This is a genomic window from Cecembia calidifontis (assembly GCF_004216715.1).
In the GTDB taxonomy this organism is placed as follows: Bacteria; Bacteroidota; Bacteroidia; order Cytophagales; family Cyclobacteriaceae; genus Cecembia_A; species Cecembia_A calidifontis.
In genome coordinates this window covers 781965-803376 of sequence record NZ_SGXG01000001.1, presented here as the reverse complement: position 1 = coordinate 803376, position 21412 = coordinate 781965, and the positions used below count along the sequence as shown (strand labels likewise).

22 protein-coding genes are annotated in these 21412 nt (G+C 40.9%); 5 read left to right on the top strand and 17 right to left on the bottom strand.

The features are described from left to right. Positions 1-7: 7 nt before the first annotated feature. From BC751_RS03430 to BC751_RS03415, 4 genes are all read right to left on the bottom strand, one after another. On the bottom strand, positions 8-1081 hold the full coding sequence (locus tag BC751_RS03430; protein ID WP_130274337.1) for an exopolysaccharide biosynthesis protein: 1074 nt from the start codon (positions 1079-1081) through the stop codon (positions 8-10). Beyond that, positions 1081-3714, bottom strand: a complete 2634-nt coding sequence (locus tag BC751_RS03425; protein WP_130274336.1) for an SLBB domain-containing protein — start codon at positions 3712-3714, stop codon at positions 1081-1083. The genes BC751_RS03430 and BC751_RS03425 overlap by 1 nt, the downstream gene beginning before the upstream one ends. Before the next feature lie 264 nt (positions 3715-3978). Next, on the bottom strand, positions 3979-4893 hold the full coding sequence (locus BC751_RS03420; protein ID WP_130274335.1) for a radical SAM/SPASM domain-containing protein: 915 nt from the start codon (positions 4891-4893) through the stop codon (positions 3979-3981). Between the two features lie 171 nt (positions 4894-5064). Beyond that, a complete protein-coding gene (locus BC751_RS03415) occupies positions 5065-6024 on the bottom strand; it encodes a fasciclin domain-containing protein (protein WP_130274334.1) in 960 nt (319 codons plus the stop codon). A 296-nt stretch (positions 6025-6320) separates the two neighbouring features. Here BC751_RS03415 and gldB point away from each other — a divergent pair, with 296 nt between their 5' ends. Then, positions 6321-7325: a gliding motility lipoprotein GldB gene (gene gldB, locus BC751_RS03410; RefSeq protein ID WP_130274333.1), complete on the top strand. Its 1005-nt coding sequence runs from the start codon at positions 6321-6323 to the stop codon at positions 7323-7325. Here the strand turns inward: gldB and BC751_RS03405 are convergent. Genes BC751_RS03405 through nth form a run of 3 tightly spaced genes read right to left on the bottom strand, consistent with a single transcriptional unit; the run spans position 7294 to position 10985 of the window. Further along, positions 7294-8517, bottom strand: coding sequence for a glycosyltransferase family 4 protein (locus BC751_RS03405; RefSeq protein WP_130274332.1), 1224 nt, complete (start codon positions 8515-8517; stop codon positions 7294-7296). The two genes, gldB and BC751_RS03405, sit on opposite strands and share 32 nt — an antisense overlap. Then, positions 8518-10299 (bottom strand): asparagine synthase (glutamine-hydrolyzing), encoded by a 1782-nt coding sequence (gene asnB / locus BC751_RS03400; RefSeq protein ID WP_130274331.1) that lies wholly within the window; start codon positions 10297-10299, stop codon positions 8518-8520. It lies immediately after the preceding gene. Beyond that, a complete protein-coding gene (gene nth, locus BC751_RS03395) occupies positions 10299-10985 on the bottom strand; it encodes an endonuclease III (protein ID WP_130274330.1) in 687 nt (228 codons plus the stop codon). The genes asnB and nth overlap by 1 nt, the downstream gene beginning before the upstream one ends. Before the next feature lie 115 nt (positions 10986-11100). On the opposite strand from nth, the gene BC751_RS03390 reads away from it, so the two are divergent. Further along, positions 11101-11976, top strand: a complete 876-nt coding sequence (locus tag BC751_RS03390; RefSeq protein WP_130274329.1) for an alpha/beta hydrolase — start codon at positions 11101-11103, stop codon at positions 11974-11976. Between the two features lie 40 nt (positions 11977-12016). Here the strand turns inward: BC751_RS03390 and BC751_RS03385 are convergent, their stop codons facing one another. Both BC751_RS03385 and BC751_RS03380 read right to left on the bottom strand, forming a co-directional pair. Continuing rightward, the gene (locus BC751_RS03385; protein ID WP_130274328.1) at positions 12017-12259 is read right to left on the bottom strand and encodes an anti-sigma factor; all 243 of its coding nucleotides are present in this window, start codon (positions 12257-12259) and stop codon (positions 12017-12019) included. Next, positions 12234-12836, bottom strand: coding sequence for an RNA polymerase sigma factor (locus tag BC751_RS03380; protein ID WP_130274327.1), 603 nt, complete (start codon positions 12834-12836; stop codon positions 12234-12236). The genes BC751_RS03385 and BC751_RS03380 overlap by 26 nt, the downstream gene beginning before the upstream one ends. 390 nt (positions 12837-13226) lie before the next feature. Between BC751_RS03380 and BC751_RS03375 the strand changes: the two genes are divergently transcribed. Beyond that, positions 13227-13589: a DUF3127 domain-containing protein gene (locus tag BC751_RS03375; protein ID WP_130274326.1), complete on the top strand. Its 363-nt coding sequence runs from the start codon at positions 13227-13229 to the stop codon at positions 13587-13589. 204 nt (positions 13590-13793) lie between these two features. Here the strand turns inward: BC751_RS03375 and BC751_RS03370 are convergent, their stop codons facing one another. The 5 genes from BC751_RS03370 to BC751_RS03350 all read right to left on the bottom strand — a co-directional run bounded on the left by BC751_RS03370 (position 13794) and on the right by BC751_RS03350 (position 17829). After that, complete coding sequence (locus BC751_RS03370) at positions 13794-13994, bottom strand: hypothetical protein (protein WP_130274325.1); 201 nt, start codon at positions 13992-13994, stop codon at positions 13794-13796. Positions 13995-14079: 85 nt separating this feature from the next. Further along, positions 14080-14595 (bottom strand): 5-(carboxyamino)imidazole ribonucleotide mutase, encoded by a 516-nt coding sequence (gene purE, locus BC751_RS03365; protein ID WP_130274324.1) that lies wholly within the window; start codon positions 14593-14595, stop codon positions 14080-14082. Between the two features lie 5 nt (positions 14596-14600). Then, positions 14601-15740, bottom strand: coding sequence for a 5-(carboxyamino)imidazole ribonucleotide synthase (locus BC751_RS03360; RefSeq protein ID WP_130274323.1), 1140 nt, complete (start codon positions 15738-15740; stop codon positions 14601-14603). Between the two features lie 113 nt (positions 15741-15853). Beyond that, positions 15854-16006, bottom strand: a complete 153-nt coding sequence (locus BC751_RS03355) for a lmo0937 family membrane protein (protein WP_130274322.1) — start codon at positions 16004-16006, stop codon at positions 15854-15856. 68 nt (positions 16007-16074) lie between these two features. Further along, positions 16075-17829, bottom strand: a complete 1755-nt coding sequence (locus BC751_RS03350; RefSeq protein WP_130274321.1) for a MutS-related protein — start codon at positions 17827-17829, stop codon at positions 16075-16077. 177 nt (positions 17830-18006) lie between these two features. Between BC751_RS03350 and BC751_RS03345 the strand changes: the two genes are divergently transcribed. Together BC751_RS03345 and BC751_RS03340 are read left to right on the top strand one after the other, a co-directional pair. After that, complete coding sequence (locus BC751_RS03345; RefSeq protein ID WP_130274320.1) at positions 18007-18459, top strand: hypothetical protein; 453 nt, start codon at positions 18007-18009, stop codon at positions 18457-18459. 33 nt (positions 18460-18492) lie between these two features. Beyond that, positions 18493-18672, top strand: a complete 180-nt coding sequence (locus BC751_RS03340) for a hypothetical protein (protein WP_130274319.1) — start codon at positions 18493-18495, stop codon at positions 18670-18672. Between the two features lie 39 nt (positions 18673-18711). Here BC751_RS03340 and BC751_RS03335 read toward each other — a convergent pair whose 3' ends face one another. The 3 genes from BC751_RS03335 to BC751_RS03325 are packed head-to-tail and all read right to left on the bottom strand — an operon-like array spanning position 18712 to position 21384. Next, positions 18712-19557, bottom strand: a complete 846-nt coding sequence (locus tag BC751_RS03335; protein ID WP_130274318.1) for a mechanosensitive ion channel family protein — start codon at positions 19555-19557, stop codon at positions 18712-18714. A gap of 43 nt (positions 19558-19600) precedes the next feature. Beyond that, positions 19601-20308 carry a methyltransferase domain-containing protein gene (locus BC751_RS03330; RefSeq protein WP_130274317.1) on the bottom strand — a complete coding sequence of 236 codons (708 nt, stop codon included), beginning with the start codon at positions 20306-20308 and terminating at the stop codon, positions 19601-19603. Further along, a complete protein-coding gene (locus tag BC751_RS03325; protein ID WP_130274316.1) occupies positions 20305-21384 on the bottom strand; it encodes a type III polyketide synthase in 1080 nt (359 codons plus the stop codon). The genes BC751_RS03330 and BC751_RS03325 overlap by 4 nt, the downstream gene beginning before the upstream one ends. Between the last annotated feature and the right edge of the window lie 28 nt (positions 21385-21412).

Sequence of the window (21412 nt, the reverse complement as noted above, 5' to 3'; positions counted from 1 at the left end):
CAAAAGGCTAAGCTTCAGTCCCCCTTACGTGAAGACGGTACAATTGCCTTATATACAGGTAAATCAAAGTCAAAATGCCGATAATCAAGCCACCAAATACCATTCCTTTCAATAACCGGATTTCGGATCTTTTGAGGGGATACCGTGGTGCATCAATAATCTGAATCAAGGGGGAATTGTTGCGGTGATTTACTTTGGCTATTTCCAGGTTTTTTACAATCTCTGAATATACGGCCGTAGATGCCTGAACATCTACCTGTCGCTTTCTTGCTTCCACTGTGGCCGCCTGCAGAATGGGGTTGGGATTGGGTACCCTATCTGTACTGCTGGCATAGGCCAAAATGCTTTGGTCCAGAATAGCCCTTACGCTGTCTGCTTGGGACTGCAAGATGGCCACATTTTCAGCAGTTTTCTTGGTTTTGGTCTCAAAGTAGAAGCTGTTCACATTCTCTACCAAGGTTTCGTTGAAGACTTTTGCAAAAGGCTCATCTTTTGAAGAGACATTCACCTGAATAATGGTAAGCTTCCGGTTGGGTTTGTTGACTGTGAGGTGTTTTTCCCTGATCAGTTTGGCAATTTCCTTGACTACAGAATCTTGCTTGACGGTGAAAGCCTCCCGGTCAATGGAAAAATCCATGGTGGATAAATCCACTTTTCTTTTCCATTTTTTCTCCAACTTGTTGAATGCTATATACCGGTCAATCAGTAAAGATGATTCGTCAAAGGGGCTGAGCAGGGTTTTGCCCAGCATGTTGTCTGAGCGATAAAGCTCCATGATATTATCACCCTGAAAAAGTCCACTTGAAGCTCCCAATGAACTAAGGTTTACTCCAACCAAAGAAGCAAGTCCTGACATTTGACTGAGGCCGGACATATCGTTTTCTTCCAATACAAAGGTAGTTTCAGCTTGAAAAACAGGTTTTTTAAGAAATGAAGCCAGCGCTCCCAATCCTACCCCTAACAGACCGGCCAACAGCAACACTTTCCATTGTCCGACAAAGAAAAGTATCCAATATTGTAGGCGCTCCACCACTTCCTTCAAGGTGATTTTATCGTCTATGATATGTTTTTGCTCTGCCATTAGGGATTGATTTGGGTGATCACAAGTACCAAAGTAGCTAATCCTGTTGCTATGCCCACCAATTCTCCTGGTCGGACAGGAACCCTTGGACCTTTGGTAGGGACGATTACTTCAGATCCAGGCCTGACAGCTGGGTAACTTCTTAGTCCCAACAAACTTTTGGTCCTGGCCACTTCGCCATTGGCATAGACGATATAGGTCCTTTTTCTGTTGGCCCTTATATCAAAGCCACCTGCGCGGTTGATGTAATATTTCATTCCCTTATCTTTTTCAAATCTGACGGTGGCAGGATAGACTACATCCCCCCGCATCCTTACCGTCTGAAGCTGTCTTGGAATAGAAATGATATCCCCTTCTTCTAAAATCAGGTCCAGATCAGAACCTGGATTTTTGATAATGGCTTCCAAATCTATGGCTACTGCCTCTGTCTGTCTGATTTTTACGGGAGCTATATCTGCCTTGGTCTCAGTGATTCCAGTGATCACTTCTCTTTTTGTAGCTGCCGTTTCCAGACCTTCTCCGCTTTCCTGCGGTATGGTGCCGAGATCCCTGAACAACCTCTCCAGCAATAATTCCTGGGCCTCTGTATTGTTGGGGTCCATGAGCATTTTTTGCTGAAGATCCATCAGGTTTCTTTGCCTGCGGACCTGTTCTGACTCTGTTTCAAAAAATTCTGTCCTTCTGATCAGGGTGGCCCCATTTGGATAAGCAAAAGGAGTAAGTCCTCCAGCCCTTTTGATCACATCGGAGATTCTTTCTTCCGCATTTTTTATCGGAAAAATTCCAGGGGAATTGACCTGTCCTTCTACTTTGACCAGCTTGTCCAAGGTAAAATTGGACTTTCTGCGGATAACTACCATGTCGTACGGTTCCAAAGTGACGGAATTAGAAGTTGGGATCAACTTTTCATTAACTTCGACAGGTATGAGTTCCGAAAAATTCCCCATAGCTGTTTCATTTGACCTGCGGGCAATCTCAACATCCTTGATATTGGCTGCTTCACGTAAGCCACCGGCCAGGACAATAAGTTCTTCTACGGTCATGTTTTTGGAGAAGGGATAGGTTCCTGGATTTCTTACTTCCCCATTTACCTGAACATAGAATTCTTCTTGTAAATCATAGATGCTGGAAATTCGTACTACATCCTCTCTTCTCAAAGAGACATCAGTAGCTCTTCCTTCCATGATTTCTTTTAGGTTGACAGTAAGTACTTCGGTACTGAAATCTTCATACGTTCTGAGGATGCTGGCCCTTTCCAAATAAGCATCCCCTCTTAATCCTTCCGCATTTTTGATCAGTTGGCTGAGCGTTAGACCTTCATTTAGGGCATAATTTCCCTCTCTAAAAACAGCCCCTTTGATCTGCACCCTATTGGTGTACCGGTTGAGGATCCGCCCAACTTGGTATTCATCCCCGCCTTTGACCAAGAATAACCCAAACTGATTTTGATAGATGTCAGAAACTGCTTTTTCTTTTCCCGTAATGCGGCTGACATTGATGCGTTCTTTAAAGGCTTCATCTGTAAATCCTCCCGCATAGCGCAAGAGATCTTCAAAAGTGTCCCCTTCCTTCACTTCAAATGTTTTGGGCCTTTTCACTTCTCCTGAAACTTTGGCCCTTGCCATAAATGGTTCCACCAAAACTACGTCCTGATCTTGTAGCTGAATGTCAAGATTTGCTTTGCCATTCACCAGGAAATCATAGACATCTACCGTGGCCACAGGTTTGCCGCCACGGATTACTTTAATATTCCGCATGGTACCATTTTCATTGGGACCACCTGCAGCATATAGGGCATTAAAAACTGTACTGAAAGCACTCAAGGTGAATGTTCCTGGCAATCGCAATTCTCCTACCAAATGAACCTTGATGGTTCTAACATTGCCCAATGTCACTTGAACAAATGTGTTGGGATTGCTGCCCCTGATTCCAGGATAGTAGGTTGCCAATCTATTTCTAATGATACCGCTGGCTTCTTCTATGGTCTTTCCTGAAACACTGATCGGTCCGATATTGTCCAAAATCAAGAATCCATCTGCATTGATATTGGCTTCGTAGTATTGCTCGGATTGACCGTAGATATCCACATAAACCATGTCACCAGGCCCCAGAATATAGTTTTTTGGTGTAGCCATGTTGAGGCTTGGTTCAAAACTAAGCCTACGGCTTTTGTTATAGAACAAGTCCAGACCAAAAATATTGGAACTTGATAAATTGGCTTCTTCCAATTCAGGCTGAAATTTTAAGATTCCCTGGCTGATTTCATTGAAATCCATTTGCCGGCGTGGATCTCTTTTGGAGGCAGTGGTACGGGTTCTCGTTCCTGAAACCGAGAGCTGCAATTCTTCAATTCTTTTTTGGAGTTTTTCTGCTTCTCTGGCCGGTAAGCCCCTAAGCCTTGCCATTTGGATCAGTTCCATTTCGGTTATTCCAGCCTCACCGGCTCTCCTGACCAATTCCCTGACCTGTTCGTCTGTCAGCTCATCAACATTGATATTTGCGATATCCGGCAAGTTTTGGCCATGGGAACTTGGAGCTTGTAAGATCAGTAAAAATAGTCCCAAGCAAAAAATAGCCAGTAATCTGATAAGAGGAATGTGGTTTGTATGGGTTCTGGAAGAATGGTCTTTCATTTGTTTTTCATTGATTTTTGTTGTCTCCCCGATTTCTCAGGGCAGGCTATGCCATCTCGCATGGTCAATGGATTTCCCTCTGTCTTATGATCCCTGACATGTAAGATTTCATATGATTTTCTCCGCCTTTTCTTAAACGATTCAAACGCCATTAAAAAGGGTTTATGGCATTTTTTCCAATAAATAATGGTATAAAATCAGCGTAAAGATAAGTATTCCAAGCAGGAAAGAAATAGTCCAGGTACTAAATTACCAACAGAGGGCTTACTCAGTACAGTTTTTGCAGATTTCAATCTGTTTTCGGTCCTCTAAAATCTGATTTCTAAAAGCCCGATATTTATCGTTTTTCCAGATTTTCCCTAAAGTCTGTTCACCCACTTTTCCCATTACATAGTAGCCGTCTTTGTCAAAACAACAGGGTACTACGCGTCCGTCCCAGGTAATAACAGCCCCCTGCCACATCCTCCAGCATTTGTTTTCTATTTTCTTTTTTAGTTTCCATTTTCCATTTCCATCAGAAATATACCTGGAATACTTTAGATCCTTTGGAATCAGCTCAGAGCCATTTTCGAAATGATAAATCTGGGTGCTTTTTAATTGGAGTTCATCTACCCCCATCTCTTTTGCCCAATCCTTAATTTCAGGAATCTGATGCTCATTTTGGCCTGTGACCAAGAATTGAAGGACAATTCGTGGGAATAAAAGATTTCTCTCCTCTCTAAGTTTCAGCAAGAGACCCAATCCTTCCTTTACTTTGGAAAGCTTTCCTCCTACTCGGTATTCCTGATAAATCTCCTGAGTTATGCCATCCATGGAAATGATGAGCTGTTTTAGTCCGGAATCGAGGGTTTTTTGGACGTTTTCTTCATTCAGGTAGTGTGCGTTGGTAGAGGTGGAGGTGAAAATACCAGCCTGATTTGCCAAAGAGACTAAGTCTGTAAATTGTGGATGAAGGTAGGGTTCCCCCTGAAAATACAGATGAAGATAGGTCAGGTATCCTTTGGTTTCACCAATTATTTGTTTGAATAGATTTTCTGAAAGCATGCCTGTGGGACGGGTAAAACTCCTTAATCCCGAAGGACATTCCGGGCATCTTAGGTTACAACTTGTGGTGGGTTCAATGGAAAGTGTAGTGGGAAAACCCCAGTGTATGGGTTTTTTAAGTGCCCTGCTGAGCATAAAAGACAGGTACAAGACAAAAAAATTGGCTGCTTTTTTAAAGCTTAAATGGTAAAGATACGCCCTGATTGTAATCCATTTGTTTTTCACAGATTGAAATAATCAAAAGAATCTGAAAATAAAAAGAGGCCTCACCATTTTGGCAAGGCCTCCTTTACAGTACTCCATAAATTATTCAGGCAAAAGTACCCTGTCGATTACATGGATGACTCCATTGGTTGCATGGATGTTCAGCAAAGACTCAACAAGATTAGATTCGTTGATCTGCAATGAACCCAAATTGACAGTTAAGTTTGCACCTTCTAGCAATGTTGGTAGCTCCGCACCATTTCTCAAATCTTGAGAAAAGGCTCTTGCAGGTACCACGTGGTACAATAATACGTTGGTTAAAGTTTCCAAAGGAATATCATCAATACCATTTACTCCCAATGCATCATAAAGTGCTTCAAAGGCTGCATCTGTAGGGGCAAATACCGTGAGGTCGTCATCAAATCCACCGGAAACTGCGCCGGCTAAATCAGCCCTTACCAAAGCAGCTACCAATTGGGTGAACTGCGGTGTAGCAGATTCTGTAGCGGCAATAGCAATCTCTGCAATACTTTGAGTAGGAGGAGTGATTACATAATCCAATACGTGGATGATACCGTTGGAAGCAGTTACATCAGTTTGAATGATCTGTGCATTTCCATTGATCCACAGATTACCGTTTGGCGCCTGGCTAACAAAGAAAGGTACACCTGAAACTGTATTCACTCTCCCTGGGGTTACTGAAGAGGAAGGAACAGAAGCCGCAAGGACATGATAAGTCAATACGTCTCCTAATTCAGGGGATTGCAATAGGTCATTAGCCTCTAGATTATTGTCCTGCAGGAACCTTGCAAATGCATCGTTAGTAGGAGCAAAAACTGTAAACGGACCTGGACTGGAAAGTGTCTCCACCAATCCAGCGGCATCAACTGCTGCTACCAGAGTGGAAAAGTCATTGGAAGCTGAAGCAACGTCAACAATGGTTGTAGCCTCTTGTACCGGAGCGGTATCATCGTTGTCATTGCATGATGATAGTCCAAAAGCAAACACAATTCCTAATAATGGAAATGTGAAAATGGATTTTAAAATACCTTTCTTTTTCATAATTAATGTTGGTTTAGTGAAAGATTGACAGTATTTAAACTCTAGTTGGCAGGTAAGGTTTCTTTGTTTTTTAAGGTTTGAAGATTTTTGTTGTGTATGCAATTTTATGCGGTATCAACGGGAGATAATTGTAAAAATAATTATTGTATATACATTGATTGAATGCTGGGTTTTTGGTTTGGATCCAAATCAGAGCTTCTAAACAGTTCTATTTCTTGAAAAACTTAGCAATCCTTCCTTAAGATTTGTATTAATTTGTAACCATTGTCATGTATCAACGAATTAGATAGCGATTTATGGATTATTTGTGGAGGATTTCTGCTTTGTTTTTGATGCTTATCTTCTCCTTTTCTTGTCAGAAAAAAGGACAGGAATGTGTGCTGGATAATGAAATTTTAGCAATTGAGATTGATTTTGAGTTGGAACGCCTAGAGGATAAATTTTTTCAGGCAAGGACAGAGGACGAATTTCTCTTGCTGTTGGAGACCTATCCGGAGTTTGCAAAAAATTATCTGCAGGTTGGACAGTACCCATCAAAAGATGAATTGGTTGAAGAGTTGATGTTTGTCAACCAGGACAGTCTAATGGTTGAGCTATATGAGGAAGTTAAAAAGAATTTTTCAGATTTCAGCGATTTGGAAGAGAAACTAAAAACCGCTTTCAAGCATATTAAGTATTATTATCCTGAGTTCAAGGTTCCAAAAGTTTACACTTTTGTCACGGGCTTTGGCTCTGATATTTATTTGGACAGAGATATTTTGGTCATTGGATTGGATTATTATCTGCCTTTTGAACACAGGTTCCAACCCCCTGATCTTCCCCAATACATCACCAAGAGGTATCAAAAAGATTATTTGGTCCCCATGGTGGTCATGGCCATCAGTTCTCAGTTCAATAAAACCGACATGAGTCAGAATACTTTGTTGGCTGAAATGATTTATTATGGCAAAGCTTATCATTTTACCAAAAGTATTCTGCCCTGTACTCCTGATGAATTTATAATTGGTTATACGCAAGAAGAAGTAGCTGCCTGTTTTGCCAATGAAGAGATGATTTGGTCGCATTTTGTTGAAAATGACCTGCTATTTACTACCAATCCATTTGAAATCAGAAAATATATTGGAGAAGCCCCATTCACAGATGCTATAAGTCCCGATGCCCCTGGCAGGTTAGGGCGTTGGCTTGGTTGGAATATTGTAGATGATTACCGTTTCAACAATAAGTTTTCATTACAGGAAGTGATGATGGAGTCCGATACCGAGAAAATTTTCAGGCAGTCAGGATATAAACCCCGTCGTTAGATACTGGTGCAAAATTGCCAGGATTTAAAATGTGGAGAATCTGTTTTATTGCCCTTTCTTTGGTGAAATAGTTTTCGGATAATTTTCTGGCATTTTGCTGCATTTCCCTTAGCTTTTTAGGGTTTTTGGACAGGTTTTCCAGTTTATTCAATGCTTCCATTGGTTTTTTGGGATTATAATAGAATCCCAAATGGTAGGATTTGACCAAGTCATGTACCCAGCCTTTGTGGTTGACCATGATGGCCTTACCTGAGGCCAGAGCATCAAAAAATTTATTGGGGCTATTGGTTTTTAGTACCGGTAAATGATCAAAACTGATAAAGGCTATATCAGAAGCGCTCAAGATTTCAGCAACTTTATTTTTTGATCCGAAAGGGATATGTATGAAGTTCTTTAATTCCAGTGATTTTGCCTTTTTGAGTAAATCCGGTAGATGAGAACCCTTTCCCATGACCACAAACTGAAACTCCAATGCTTGGTCCTGAGCAGCTTTGGCCAGGTCCAAGATTTCATCTACTGCGTTGACTAGTCCAATGGCTCCTGCATAGGTGATGGTCAAGGCGTTTTTTAGCCCATATTTCTTCAGAATAGCAGGGGATTTTTCTTTGGGTTGAAATACCTCACTATCAGCAAAATTTGGCACAATTTGCAATTCACAGTCTGGGCATTTCTTTCTGATATTGTCAGCTATTCCTGGAGAAAGAGCAATTACTTTTAAAGCATGGTGGTAAACTCTCTTTTCCAGAGCATATAGGAATTTCTTTAGGATTGGGTTCTTGATGGCGCCCACCTGAATTGGGGCATCCGGCCATAAGTCCCGTACTTCAAACAAGTAAGGCAAAGCAAATTTTCTCTTGGCCCATAATCCGATCAGACCGGTAGTCAGGGGAGTTGAAGTAATATAGAGATAATCAGGACGGGGCAATTTTTTGATCCAAGTTTTTGCTGCGTTGAGAAAAGCGAAAAAGGACCAAACTCTTTTGAAAAAACCATATTCCTGCTCATACTTGATAGGCAGGTAATGTACTTTGATTCCATCGATGATTTTCAGGTCATAGAAGGGTTTGTTGTGGGCTGTTATCATTTCTACCCCAATCCCATGGTCCACCATCCCTTTGGCCAAGTAATAGGATCTGGTCGCCCCACCTTCATGGGGTGTCAAAAAATACTGATGGATGTAAATAACTCTCATTTATTGATTTTCCTTAAGCCAAGAAGCCAAAAGGAAAAGGTTCCAGACCTGGAGAAATTCTCTTCCTTCTGCTTTAGCGGGATTTAAAGCTAAATTACGCATTTCTTGCGGAAAAAATCCTCCCCATTCTTTTTCCATTTTTTGGATTGGTTCGAATACCCAATGCCTAAAGTTCCGGTCTGAAAGCCATTCTTTCAATGGAAGACCAAAACCCAGTTTTTTTCTTTTTCCAACAAAATCCAGGTTTCTTTTTTCAAGTGAGGCTTTGATCCATTGTTTTCCGATCAGTTCTCTGTGCTTTTCTTCATTTAGGTGTTGGCTTAAGGCAATCAATTCAGTATCCAAATAAGGTGCCCTTCCCTCAATTCCATGGGCCATGCAGGCATTGTCATGGATTTTGAGGATATCATTTACGAGGTAAATGGTCCTGTCCCAATCAAGGGCACTTTTAATACCGTTCATTTTGCGGGGGTAGAGGTATTGGAGTTCCTCCAAAAGTCCTTTTGGCAAATTTTCCAAAGCAGCCATCTGAATATAAGTAAGGCTCGGGCTGTCTTCTATACTCTTTACCATTTTCTCCCAATTAGCGGGAAGGAATTTGGCGATTCCGGAATTTTTTAAAAAATGCCAAAATTTTGGATGCTGATGATAGGAGAGATAAGCCTTATGCCTGTTGTACCCCCCAAATAACTCGTCGGCCCCGGCACCCGAGATCAGCACTTTTACCTGTTTGGAAGCTTCTTGGGCCAACATCCAAGTAAGTATGCCTGCGCTATCGCCAATGGGTTGATCCAGACTTTGAATATATTTTTTCCAATTGTCCTGTATCTTTTGGAACGTAATTTCAACGGGATGGTTGAAGGATGGATATTTTTTGCCAAATCGCTTGGCAAAAAGCGGATCTGAATATTTTTTTTGAAATTTTTCCTCAAAACAAACCGTGAAAGTAGGAAGCTGAACCATTGTTTCTTCATACCAAAGGGCATAGAGCAGGCTGGAATCTGCTCCTCCGGAAAGCATGCTGCCAACCGGTCTTTCGGCATGGAAATTTTTTAGGACAGCATCTTTTAACAGGTCTTCAAATTTGCTGTATTCAGGGGTTTTTTGAAGATCAGTATGGAGAGAACAGGCAAATTCTTTTCTGTTATTCCCCTCGAGATCCATGGTCCAGCATGTACCTGTGGGGAACTGTTGGATACCCTTAAAAAAAGACTGTCCCGGATGCGCATGTCGGAGGAAAAAAAAATAGGGGAACTGGCCTGTATCGATAGTAGGCTTCTGCTTTAGTGCAAATACTATGGGCTTACATTCTGAAGAAAAAAACCAGTTGCCATTTTCTTCTGAATAATAAAGTGGTTTTTCACCCGATGGATCTCTGGCTATAATCAGGGAATTTTTTTCCAAGTCAGCAAAGGCAAGGGCAAACATGCCTTTTAAGCTTTGCACTCCCTCTTTCCCTTGATGTTTTAGCCAATACAATAAGACCTCAGAATCTGAGTTGGTCCTAAAGGAGTAACCCCAATTGAGGAGTTGATTTCTTAGGTCTTGATAATTGTAGATGGCTCCGTTCCAAACCAATACAGCATCTTTTCTTTCTGTCCAAAGGGGTTGGTTGGAAGCATCGCTAAGATCAAGGATTTTTAGTCTATTTGCAGCAAAATGAAGTTGATTGTTTACCTGGCAATGAGCAGAATGATCGGGGCCACGATGGGCAGTGGCTGCCATCATGGATTGAATCCGGTTTTCTGGATCTTTACCTATTATAATATTGATTCCGCACATTAACGCTTAGTTGTAGGGGAAGCATTAGCCTGCTCGATGATTTTTTCTTTATTTTTTTCAAAATACCCACAGAAATGTTTAATCGGACATTCCAGGCATTTTGGATTCCTTGCCAGACAAATGTATCTGCCGTGCAGGATCAGCCAGTGATGGGCGATATGTATGTATTTCTTGGGGATGTTTTTTACCAGATCTTTTTCTACCTCCAAAGGTGTTTTGGTATTCTGATTGACCAGTCCCAGTCTTTTGGATACCCTGAAAACGTGGGTGTCTACAGCCATGTTGGGCTGGTTCCAGACAACTGAAGTGATCACATTGGCTGTTTTCCTTCCCACCCCGGGTAGTTTGATCAATTCTTCTACTGTTGAGGGGACTTCTCCATGGAATTCTTCCACCAGTTTTTTTCCAAGTCCCAAGAGGTGCTTGGTTTTGTTATTGGGGTATGAAATGGATTTGATGTAAGGAAACAATTCCTCAAAATTGGAGGCGGCAAGGTGCTGAGGAGTTGGGAAATCCCTGAAAATGGCCGGAGTGACCATATTTACCCTTTTGTCTGTACATTGGGCGGAGAGCACCACGGCAATCAGGAGTTGGAAGGGATTTTCATACATCAATTCGGTCTTTGCGATCGGCATATGATAGGAAAAGTAATCGATAAAAGCAGCGTACCTTTCTTTTTTGAGCATGATTTTTGTTGTTGTTTTGTAATTACAATTTTAAAGATTAAAATGGTTTTACCAGACCTTTTATAACAAGTATTTCGGGGTAAACGTTTTTCTGGCCGTTAATTATATTCAGATCATGATGAAGCAAGGTTTTGGGTTACAGTATTTTTCAAAAACAATATTTTTATTAGGGTTCATTTTTATTTTCTCCTGCGGGGAAGATAAAGTGGATAATCCTATCCCGGACCCAAGAATTCCCTTGGAGCTGATAGATTTATCCTACGGGACAGATAGCCGTCAGAAAATGGATGTTTATTTGCCGGCCAATAGGACAAGACAAAATACCAAGGTATTGATATGGATCCATGGTGGAGCCTGGATTGACGGGGATAAAGCCGAGTTTAGAGATTTCAAGCCTTGGTTTGAGGCTGTACAGCAGGATTATGCCTACATCTCTTTGAACTATCGTCTATTCAATGCCATCACCGGAGCAAATCCTTTTCCCAGTCAGGAAGAGGACATTGAAAGAGCCATGGACTTTATCCGCTCCAAACTTCAGGAATGGAATGTTTCCGAAAAGGTAGTCTTGGCCGGAGGGAGTGCAGGTGGCCATTTAAGTCTGTTACACAGTTATAAAAACAATGATGGATTGGTTAAAGTTGCTGTAGGCATTTTTCCTCCTACGGATTTGCTCACCTTAGGCAATGGCAATCCCCTGATTGAATTTTTACTGAGGAACCTGATCGGTGATCCCATTATTGACAGGGTACGGTACGTAAATGGTTCTCCGGTCAATTTTATTCAACCCAATGCTGTGCCTACGGCATTTTTTCATGGAGACCGGGATGATATTGTTCCCATAGCGCAGAGCTATTTGTTGGAAGAGAGGCTTAGGGAAAATGGTGTTCCTAAAGCTTTTAAGTATTATCCGGGATTGGGGCATGGGTTTACAGAACCGATTTACAGAGAGATCATTCAAATCACTGAGAATTTTATCAGGCAGCATTTATAAAAAAAAACCTGAAGGCTTTTGCTTTCAGGTTACCGGGAAACTAAAACGACTTCATTTTTTCGAGTCCTGTAGATTTGGCTTTCCGAAGAATGCCTTTTACTACTTTTTCGGAAGGTTCAAGAATGAGTTGGTCCAATTGATCGATGGTGCTCAGCATTTCCAGATATTCTTGCATCAAAGTACCGTCTTCGCGCAAGGCCTGCACTAACCGCTCATTCTCACCCTCACTCATTTCCTGATAGATATATCTGATCAGGTCATTTGGGGTAAAAGGTTTTGTCATAGGCAAAATTTAATTGTTTCATTTTCTTTCTCATGTTGATCAGTGCGTAACGCATCCTTCCTAAAGCTGTATTGATGCTCACGCCGGTCTGCTCGGCAATTTCCTGAAAACTCATATCCATGTAATGCCTCATAATAAGTACCTGCTTTTGAGTTTCAGGTAGCTCATCTATGAGCCTGCGGACCAATTCAAGGGTGTCTTCCTTGACTTTATGGTCTTCAATGTTGTTTTCAGCAAATTTCAGTGTGTTGAACAAGTTTTCTCCATCCTCCATCACGATGGTTGGATAGCGCTTGGTCTTTCTGAAATAATCAATTGCAAGATTGTGCGCAATGCGCATCAACCATGGCTGAAATTTTCCCTCTTCGTTGTAGCCATCTGCGCTTAAGGTATGTATTACCTTGACAAAAACGTCCTGTAACAAATCCTCAGCTACACCTTGGTCTTTTACAATTAGGTAGATGGTGGTATAAACCCTTGATTTATAGCGATCTACCAATTTTTCAAATGCGGTCTCATTACCGTTTCTGTACTGTGAAATCAGTTCAGAGTCCTTAGGACCTAACTTTTTACTCATACTAATGGACTTTAAAATAACGTAGAGGTTTATGCCATAGTATATGTTTGGGGTGAAACAATTAAAATTTTACTGTAATCAAATGTATTGATTCAGTAACATACATGCAAAAAATTATTAAATTTTTTTAAAAACTATTTTGACATTGAAGTGTTTGTTGAAATGGAATTGCATTTAAACCTTTTTTTATAAAATAAAATTTCGCCATGAAACGAAAAAAACACAATTTATAAAACAAAAAAATCCATGTATTTAACGAAAAGAATCACCGCATTTATTGTGCCAAGTCTGGGAATTAACAACGCTTTTTTTGCTTCTTGATTTTGATTCAACTTGGTAAGGCAATTAGGGGCTAATTCCTTACCTTCGTTTTCGGAAATAACAAGTAATATGGAAATAAGTGGAAGAATAATTCAAATCATGCCGGAAATGAATGGCACCGGTAGAAACGGTCAGTGGAGAAAACAGGAATATATTTTGGAAACAGCGGGTACTTATCCCAAAAAAGTGTGCATAACCGTTTGGGGAGACAGTATTGATCAGTTTGCCCTGAAGCAAGGGGATCAGGTAAATGCCTCTATTGACATTGAAAGCAGAGAATATAATGGAAGATGGTACACCGATGTAAAAGCCTGGAAAATCGAAAAAGTGGGTGGTGCAGGTGCTGCTTCAGCCCAAACTAATACCAAAAGCGCTGTTCCGGATGTCACCAGTTTCTCTGATGAAAGTGCAGATGACATCCTTCCCTTCTGATACAGAAGGAGGCCTCCAATTGGGAAGTTTCTTCAGTTGCATTTAGAATCCTTTTTGCATAATATCGAAAAAAATGATTTTGGTAGGGCCTTCTAAATCTATCAACTGAGCTCAGTATTTCGATTTTGATTTTAAGAATTTTGGCATTCTTTAAATTTGTATCCCTTCCAAAAGAGTGGAACAAAGGCTTAAAGAATGCCTTTTTTATGTCAGTTGCTGAAAAAGAATTTCTCTAATCGCTTCTGGTTGGGAATTACCGGCCATTCTTTCTCCGAATTTAAAGCCCAAATAAGCCCCTCCAATCATTAAGATAAGTGTTATCAAAATCAAGAGGATCAGGATACCCAAAGGCATCTCCCAATCTTCTGATCCGATTTTGAATTTGACGTTTTTCTTTAGGTCCATGGCCGATTTTATGCAAAAATAAAAAGAAAAGCGGGCCATAAATGGACCCGCTAACCAATCAATCTAGTAAACTTTCAATTAATGTCTATTTTTTTAACGCGCTTCTCCAACCTTTTGTTTCAATTTTTTTGGCATCTTCCTCAACTTTTTCTTTCAGGGACTTTTTATAATTGTCCAGATTTTTGCCAACCTGCTCATCATAAGCTCCTACGATGGAAGCCGCAAGTATACCTGCATTTTTGGCGCCATTCAAGGCGACAGTGGCCACCGGTATTCCTCCTGGCATCTGAAGAATGGACAGCACACTGTCCCATCCATCAATTGAATTGGAGGATTTGATAGGTACACCAATGACGGGCAATGAGGTCATCGAAGCAACCATGCCTGGTAAATGGGCCGCTCCTCCTGCTCCGGCAATGATCACCTTTAGACCTCTTTCCCTGGCCGATTTGGCATAGTCTACCATGCGTTCCGGTGTCCTATGGGCAGATACTACTGTCAATTCATATTTAACCCCCAATTCCTCCAAAGCCAAGGCGGCTTCTGACATCACAGGTAAGTCTGACTGACTTCCCATGATGATTCCTACTTGTACACTCATGGTGTTCAGGCTTTTATTTTGATAATTTCTTTAATTTCTTTGGCCCTTTGTTTGAGCTGTTCTACGTTTTCATCCAAAAGTGTCACATGCCCCATTTTTCTAAAGGGCTTGGTCAATTTCTTTCCATATAGGTGAATATAAACGCCTTTTTGGCGGATGGCCTCATCTAAACCTTCGACAAAGGCTTCTCCACTGTACCCGTCCTCACCTAGTAAATTGACCATGGCGGCAGGACATCTTAAATCTGTATTGCCCAATGGCATATCCAATACGGCACGGAGATGCTGTTCAAACTGGGAAGTGAAATTGGCTTCAATGGTATGATGTCCTGAATTATGGGGCCTCGGGGCAATCTCATTGACGAGGATTTCCCCTTCTTTGGTGACAAACATTTCTACAGCCAATATGCCTATCAGATCCAATTCCAAAATTACCTTTTTGGCAATTTCTTGGGCTTTTTGTTCCAGTTCGGGAGATATTTCCGCAGGAGCAAAAAGAAATTCTACGAGATTGGCCGTAGGATGAAAAGAACATTCCACGGACGGATAGGTAATAACCTCTCCTTGCTTATTCCGGGCAACAATTACCGAAATTTCTTTTTCAAAATCGATGAGTTTTTCCAAAAGGCCTGGTGCATCAAAGGCCTTATGCAGTTCTTCTTTGCTTTTGAGAATCTGTACCCCACGACCATCATATCCTTCTCTGCCTAATTTATTGACAGCAGGGAGGAAATCTACCTGAAGGTGAACGTCCTCTTTGTTTTCTGTCAGTATAAATTCAGCTGTGGGAATGCCCCTCTCTTCGTAAAAAGATTTTTGCGATCTTTTGTCCTGTATCAGTTTGATCAAATGGGGCTGGGGATAAACCTCCTTGCCTTCTTTGGCAAGTTTTGCCAAGGCATCGGTATTCACATTTTCTATTTCGATGGTGATCACATCGCATTCCCTTCCAAATGCATAGACTGTATCAAAATCAGTCAGGCTTCCCTGAACGAATTTTTGACAGATGGTTTTACAAGGGGCGTTGGAATCCGGGTCTAGGATATGGATGTCAATATTATAATTGATGGCAGACTGAATGACCATCCGGCCAAGTTGACCACCCCCCAGGATGCCCAAAGTTTTTTGCTGGTAATTTTTCTGCACAGGAATTGGCATTGTTTGCCCAAAAATAACAGAAAAATGTAGCTTCAGGAAACTTTAAAAGTATTATGGAACAAGTTCTATTAAATATATTGTAGGGTTGATCTTCGTGGTTCTTATACAGCTCTGCCCCCTATCAATCTGAGAAGGATAGAAATAACGGCTAAAACCAACAAAATATGGATCAGGCCACTTAGACTGTAAACAAAGAATCCAAAGAACCAACCTATAATCAAGACAATGGCGATTAAATACAATAGAGAGCTCATGATTTTTATATTTTGGTTAATAATTTGATTATGAGCTTAATAAATCAATGATTGTGCCAAAGGTGGGTTTATTCAAATTTAATTCCCATCAGCTCCATGAGTTTGTGGGCATTAAAACTGGGGCATGAACCTTCTTTCAGTTTGTAGTCAAATTGTATTTCATTTTCATGGATTTCGCTGTGGAAACTGTAATTGGTCAAATAGGGCAAGGTTTTCTCAAGTTCGCTCAATTCTATGTCATGGGTGGAAATGATTCCCCTTGCATTACCTTTTGCAAGTTGCCGGATCAATGCCTCACTTCCCTGTATTCTGTCTCTCGTGTTGGTTCCTTTCAGGATTTCGTCCATCAGATAAAATACAGTTTCCTTTTTTTCCACTGCCTCCAGGATTTTTCGGATTCTGGAAAGTTCTGCATAGAAAGAACTCACACTTTCACCTAGGTTGTCAGTATTCCTCATAGAAGTGTAAAGGGAAAAATTACCAACTTCCATTTTTGCCGCCATCGGCCTAAGGCCTAGGTTTACCATCACCAAATTGATACCAAGGGTTCGCATGAAGGTGGTTTTTCCTGACATGTTCGATCCAGTCAGCAATACGGTTTTTATTTTTTCATCCAGAAAAAAATCATTGCCTACTGCCAGCGATGGTTTCAACAATGGATGTTGGATTGACTTACACCGGATCAGGTCATTTTCAGTCCATAAGACCTGGCCCTCGAGCTGCATTTCCCGCGAAAAAGCCGACAGCGAGACCAATACCTGCCAATGGTCAAATATTTTCTCCATTTCTGAAAGGTCAGTACCATAGGAATTCTTCCATCTGTTAAGCTGCCACAAAACAAAAAAATCCAACCAGAACAGCAGGTTGAAAATTAAATACACAAAATTCATCCTGTTTTGTACAAGAAGGGAAATTTGCTCCAAAGAGCGGAGTCCCTTTGAAAATTGCCCATCCTCAAAATGGTGATGAATATGTTTTAATCCGGATTCATCAAACTTCTCCTTTTCTAATAATTGGGACCAGATCCGGAAAGTTTTGATATCCCCATCATTGGGCCAAATGCCCGAAGCTTTTTTCAAATCTTTAAAAACCAAGGACAGGAATACTGTTCCTAATAATATCCAAAGCCCCAGCCAACCTGACGCAACCAATCCCATCAAACTGGCCAATATTATGCCCATTCCCCCCAATGGCCCAATGATCATCAGAATAAAATAAGCTTTATGCCAAGATTCGGGTTGTTGTAACCAGGAATAAAATTGGCCCTTGTCCTTCTCTTTTTTGAGAAATGCCCTGCCTACTGCTTCAAAATTCCGTATCAGTTCTGTTTTGTTTTTCAGTTCCTCCACTGAAGCAAATTGGATTTTTGCCATTTCCGGATCCATTTGTTTTTTCAGGTTTTGGGCGAGTAGCTTTCTTCCTGTTTTGGATACGGTATGGTTGATCAGTTGGAATAAGGAATGCTGACCAAATAAATCCAGATCATTGCAAAAAGGATGTCCTTTATCCAAAAACTCCTCTCCCGGATCGAAACTCCCCAATTCCCTGGCTTGGCGTTTTTTTTCCTCAACTTCCATGTCCTGAACCTCTAAAATGAAGGCCTCCAAATCTTTCAGTTGATTGAAAACCTTAATCAAACCAATAAAAATTATCCCCCAAACTGGCACAGCAAGTAGGTAAAGCTTGTTTTCTGAAAGCCCCAAAATCAGAAAACCCAATAGGAGGATGAACACCATTAAGCGGAAAATTGCGGTAATGGCAGCTTTCTTTTTTATTTTATGAAGTTTTACAGGCAATGGATAGAGGTCTTCAGCTAATTTCATGTGTTAAATATAGGCAGGTAAAAGAATAATGATGGGATAAATTCTTATTGCGTTGCCTATGGGGCGATTTTGTTGCCTATCTTTGAACTAAATCTTATAAATCCTGTTTTTAACTTTGGTAGAATATTGGAGGACATAGGATGCTTTAGCTTAGGAAACCCTTATCCAAACTGGATTATGACGAAAAGAATAATAGCGGCAAGCTTGATTGTTATAACAATGGCCAGCGCATTTACCTTTCCCCAGGAAGATAATATGTGGGCTATTTTTGCAAAAACGAGGTTTATTGAGAAACTCAATAGGGAGTTTGGCATGTATTTTCTTTACCCAAAGTTTCCTGATGAATTGAAGGCCATGGAGGGTAAGGTTGTTACCGTTTCTGGGTTTTATATTCCTCTGGAAATGAACAATTCCGATATTGCAGTGGTGTCGAAATTTCCTAATGCGGAATGCTTCTTTTGTGGAGGAGCAGGTCCTGAAAGTATCCTTGTAGGCTATCTCAAAAAGAAGCCTGCCAGGAGAATCAAAATGGATGAAATTGTCAAAATCAGGGGCAAGTTGAAACTGAACGAAGATGATATTGATGAGTTGAATTTCATTCTGTTGGATGCGGAAATTATTTTAGACTGACCCCAATAATCAAAGCCTTTCGAAGGGTGGAACATGAAAAATAAAAAACCAAAAGAAAAAGCTCAGGATTTTGCTGAGGAATGGGATTTCAGCGAAGGTTTTGGAGGAATCCCCCAAGATGTGGACCTGACCAAAAACATTGGATGTGCCTCAGGTGGGAATAAGAAGAAAAAGTCAAGTGTTCCCGAAAACCAAAAGGGTACAAAAGAATAAGGCCGGTAATTCACCGGCCTTATTCTTTTGGTTTTTCTTTTATTTTTTCCCTTCAGGATAATAATGATGTACATCTCTTTGTGGGAAAGGAATTTCAATATCATTGGCCTCAAAAGCTTCTTTGATGGCTTCCATATTGTCCCAATATACCGGCCAAAGATCTGCAGCATCGACCCAACATCTAATGGTCAGGTCTAATGAACTGTCGCCGAAGTTGGTAAAATAAACCACAGCTGCCGGGTCCTCGTGGATACGCTCATCTTTTTTTAGCACATCCAATATAACCTGCCTGGTTTTTTTCAGATCAGTGCCATAAGCCACGCCAACCTTCATTTCCACTCTTCGGGTGGGTTTTTGGGAAAGGTTGATGATCATATTGTTTGCCAGGGCACCATTTGGTACAGTTATTACCCTATTATCAAAAACCCTGATCTTGGTATAAAGGATATCAATGCTTTCTACTGCCCCTAATTGACCCTGGGTTTCGATGGTATCTCCTACCCGAAAGGGCTTGAATACCAGAATCAAAACCCCTCCTGCAAAATTGGAAAGAGATCCCTGTAAGGCTAAACCAACGGCTAGACCTGCAGCACCCAAAATGGTGACAAAGGATGTCATCTGCATGCCAAGGGTTGTAGCCACACTGATCAGGAGTACTACCCAAAGGACGACAGAAAGGAAGCTTTTGAAGAAGGTAGAAAGAGAGGGATCTATCTCATATTTTTCAAGGGCATTCGACAAAATCCTGATCAGGAATTTAATCACCTGTCTACCAATAATCAATAGAATTAATGCTTTCAGCAAAACAGGTCCAAATTGAAAAGCAAGTTCAATGGCTTTTTCTTTGAAAACGTTGATTTCCTGCAAGTTTAGGTTGGGTTCCATAAATAATTTAAAATTTTGATTTTATAATATTTGAAAAAGGCATTTATTGGCAAAAGATGATCAGTCTCCATCTAAATGCCCAATGCCAAGTGATCTGATAATTTTTTATTCCGGAGGCCTGCAAAATTCTTTCCAAATCTGTTCTGACAAATGCTTTTTTTACTGATAATGGTCCATCATTTTTGACCATTTCAGATTTGGAGAAAAATTTTGTCAACAGGCGAATGCTGGCATAAGCTACAGGGTGCCGGTGCAGGTCATTGACCACAATACCCAATCTAGCCTTATTTAAACAAGTCCTAAAAAGTCCAATTAGTTCCTGATCGGTAAAATGATGGGTAAATAAGGTACAGGTGATGATATCGAAAACCTCATTTTCAAATTCGGGAGCAAACACATTTTGGATCTGAAAAGTAGCAGAAGGAATATCTGATAAATTGTTTTTTGCAAATTCGATGATGTTTGGATTGGCATCAATGCCCACAAACTGACAGGTATGGTCATTTTCATTGGCCCATTCCGCCATAATCCGGATCATATCTCCACCCCCGCAACCCAAATCTGCAATTTTGTATTCCTTTTGAGGATATTTGAGCAAAACCTGATGCAAGGCAGAAGTAGTTACATGGTTTCCCCCCAATAATTTGTTGATGGTTTTCAGTTCTTTTAAGGTTTGCTCCAAGACTTGGCCATTCGATTCAAAATCGTCCATCCATTCTTTTTCAAAACTTCTTTGGGCAAATTTCTTCATTCTTTATCCAGCAACATGGTTTCCAAAGTAAGGCCTGGTCCAAAACCCATAGCCAAAATAGGACCGGAAGCTTCTTCCTCCTCCAGCCATTTTTTAAGCACAAAAAGAATGGAAGCTGAGGACATGTTTCCCGAATTCCTTAAGACTTCATGGGAGTGACGGTTGTCCTTCATCCCAATGCCAAATGCTTCCTCCACTTTTTGGAGGATCTGTTTTCCTCCAGGATGGATAGCGAAATTCTTTATCTCGGAAATGTGGAATCGCTTTTCCAAATGATCTTGAATTTTTTGCAGACCTCTATGCAGGAGCTCCGGGACATATTTGCTCAATTTCATCTCAAAGCCAAAATCCCCGATAGTCCATGCCATATCTTCTTCCCCGTTTTTAAACAACTGGGAATCATATTTCTGAATAGCCAATCCGCTTTTGGATCCTGTGACAAGGGCCGCAGCTGCCCCGTCACCAAAGATGGCATTGGCCAATAAATTGTCTTCTGTATATTCCTTCTGGAAATGAATGGTACATAATTCCACGGAAATGACAAGGACTTTCGCTTTGGACTTGGCCTGACAGATTTTATCTGCCAGTTTCAGGGCGTTGAATGCGGCATAACAGCCCATAAAATGTATGGCATAGCGTTCGATGTCTGTCCTTAAGCCCATCTCATGGATAATTTTCAGTTCCAGACCTGGGGCAAACATGCCCGTACATGAAACCAAGATCAAATGTGTCACCTCATTGGGGTAGCACAAGCCGTTTTGGAGACATTGCATGACAGCGCTTTTGGTCAGATCAAAGCCTCTGGCCTGAAAAACTTCCATCCTTTTTTTGGTACCCGGAAAAGGACTGAGTTCTTTATTCTTCGGAAAGAATTCAAATAGTTCTGGATTGTCGTACCTAAAATCCTCCAGTACACTGAACCTTTGGTCGATACCTGATTGACGGTAAACAAAATTCAGAACCCTTGATCCCGCCTCATCCAGTCCGTGGGCGATTTTCATAAAATTGCTGATCTGCATCTGAGGAATGCCCTCTCCCGGATTGGCGGTACCTATGCTTACTAAATGACTGTTCATTGATTGAAGTTAAACTAATTTTTCTAAA

Coding starts and splice junctions, on each gene's coding strand:
- BC751_RS03430 (WP_130274337.1), bottom strand. CDS start 1,081: ATGGCAGAGCAAAAACATATCATAGACGATAAAATCACCTTGAAGGAA.
- BC751_RS03425 (WP_130274336.1), bottom strand. CDS start 3,714: ATGAAAGACCATTCTTCCAGAACCCATACAAACCACATTCCTCTTATC.
- BC751_RS03420 (WP_130274335.1), bottom strand. CDS start 4,893: ATGCTCAGCAGGGCACTTAAAAAACCCATACACTGGGGTTTTCCCACT.
- BC751_RS03415 (WP_130274334.1), bottom strand. CDS start 6,024: ATGAAAAAGAAAGGTATTTTAAAATCCATTTTCACATTTCCATTATTA.
- gldB (WP_130274333.1), top strand. CDS start 6,321: ATGGATTATTTGTGGAGGATTTCTGCTTTGTTTTTGATGCTTATCTTC.
- BC751_RS03405 (WP_130274332.1), bottom strand. CDS start 8,517: ATGAGAGTTATTTACATCCATCAGTATTTTTTGACACCCCATGAAGGT.
- asnB (WP_130274331.1), bottom strand. CDS start 10,299: ATGTGCGGAATCAATATTATAATAGGTAAAGATCCAGAAAACCGGATT.
- nth (WP_130274330.1), bottom strand. CDS start 10,985: ATGCTCAAAAAAGAAAGGTACGCTGCTTTTATCGATTACTTTTCCTAT.
- BC751_RS03390 (WP_130274329.1), top strand. CDS start 11,101: ATGATGAAGCAAGGTTTTGGGTTACAGTATTTTTCAAAAACAATATTT.
- BC751_RS03385 (WP_130274328.1), bottom strand. CDS start 12,259: ATGACAAAACCTTTTACCCCAAATGACCTGATCAGATATATCTATCAG.
- BC751_RS03380 (WP_130274327.1), bottom strand. CDS start 12,836: ATGAGTAAAAAGTTAGGTCCTAAGGACTCTGAACTGATTTCACAGTAC.
- BC751_RS03375 (WP_130274326.1), top strand. CDS start 13,227: ATGGAAATAAGTGGAAGAATAATTCAAATCATGCCGGAAATGAATGGC.
- BC751_RS03370 (WP_130274325.1), bottom strand. CDS start 13,994: ATGGACCTAAAGAAAAACGTCAAATTCAAAATCGGATCAGAAGATTGG.
- purE (WP_130274324.1), bottom strand. CDS start 14,595: ATGAGTGTACAAGTAGGAATCATCATGGGAAGTCAGTCAGACTTACCT.
- BC751_RS03355 (WP_130274322.1), bottom strand. CDS start 16,006: ATGAGCTCTCTATTGTATTTAATCGCCATTGTCTTGATTATAGGTTGG.
- BC751_RS03350 (WP_130274321.1), bottom strand. CDS start 17,829: ATGAAATTAGCTGAAGACCTCTATCCATTGCCTGTAAAACTTCATAAA.
- BC751_RS03345 (WP_130274320.1), top strand. CDS start 18,007: ATGACGAAAAGAATAATAGCGGCAAGCTTGATTGTTATAACAATGGCC.
- BC751_RS03340 (WP_130274319.1), top strand. CDS start 18,493: ATGAAAAATAAAAAACCAAAAGAAAAAGCTCAGGATTTTGCTGAGGAA.
- BC751_RS03335 (WP_130274318.1), bottom strand. CDS start 19,557: ATGGAACCCAACCTAAACTTGCAGGAAATCAACGTTTTCAAAGAAAAA.
- BC751_RS03330 (WP_130274317.1), bottom strand. CDS start 20,308: ATGAAGAAATTTGCCCAAAGAAGTTTTGAAAAAGAATGGATGGACGAT.
- BC751_RS03325 (WP_130274316.1), bottom strand. CDS start 21,384: ATGAACAGTCATTTAGTAAGCATAGGTACCGCCAATCCGGGAGAGGGC.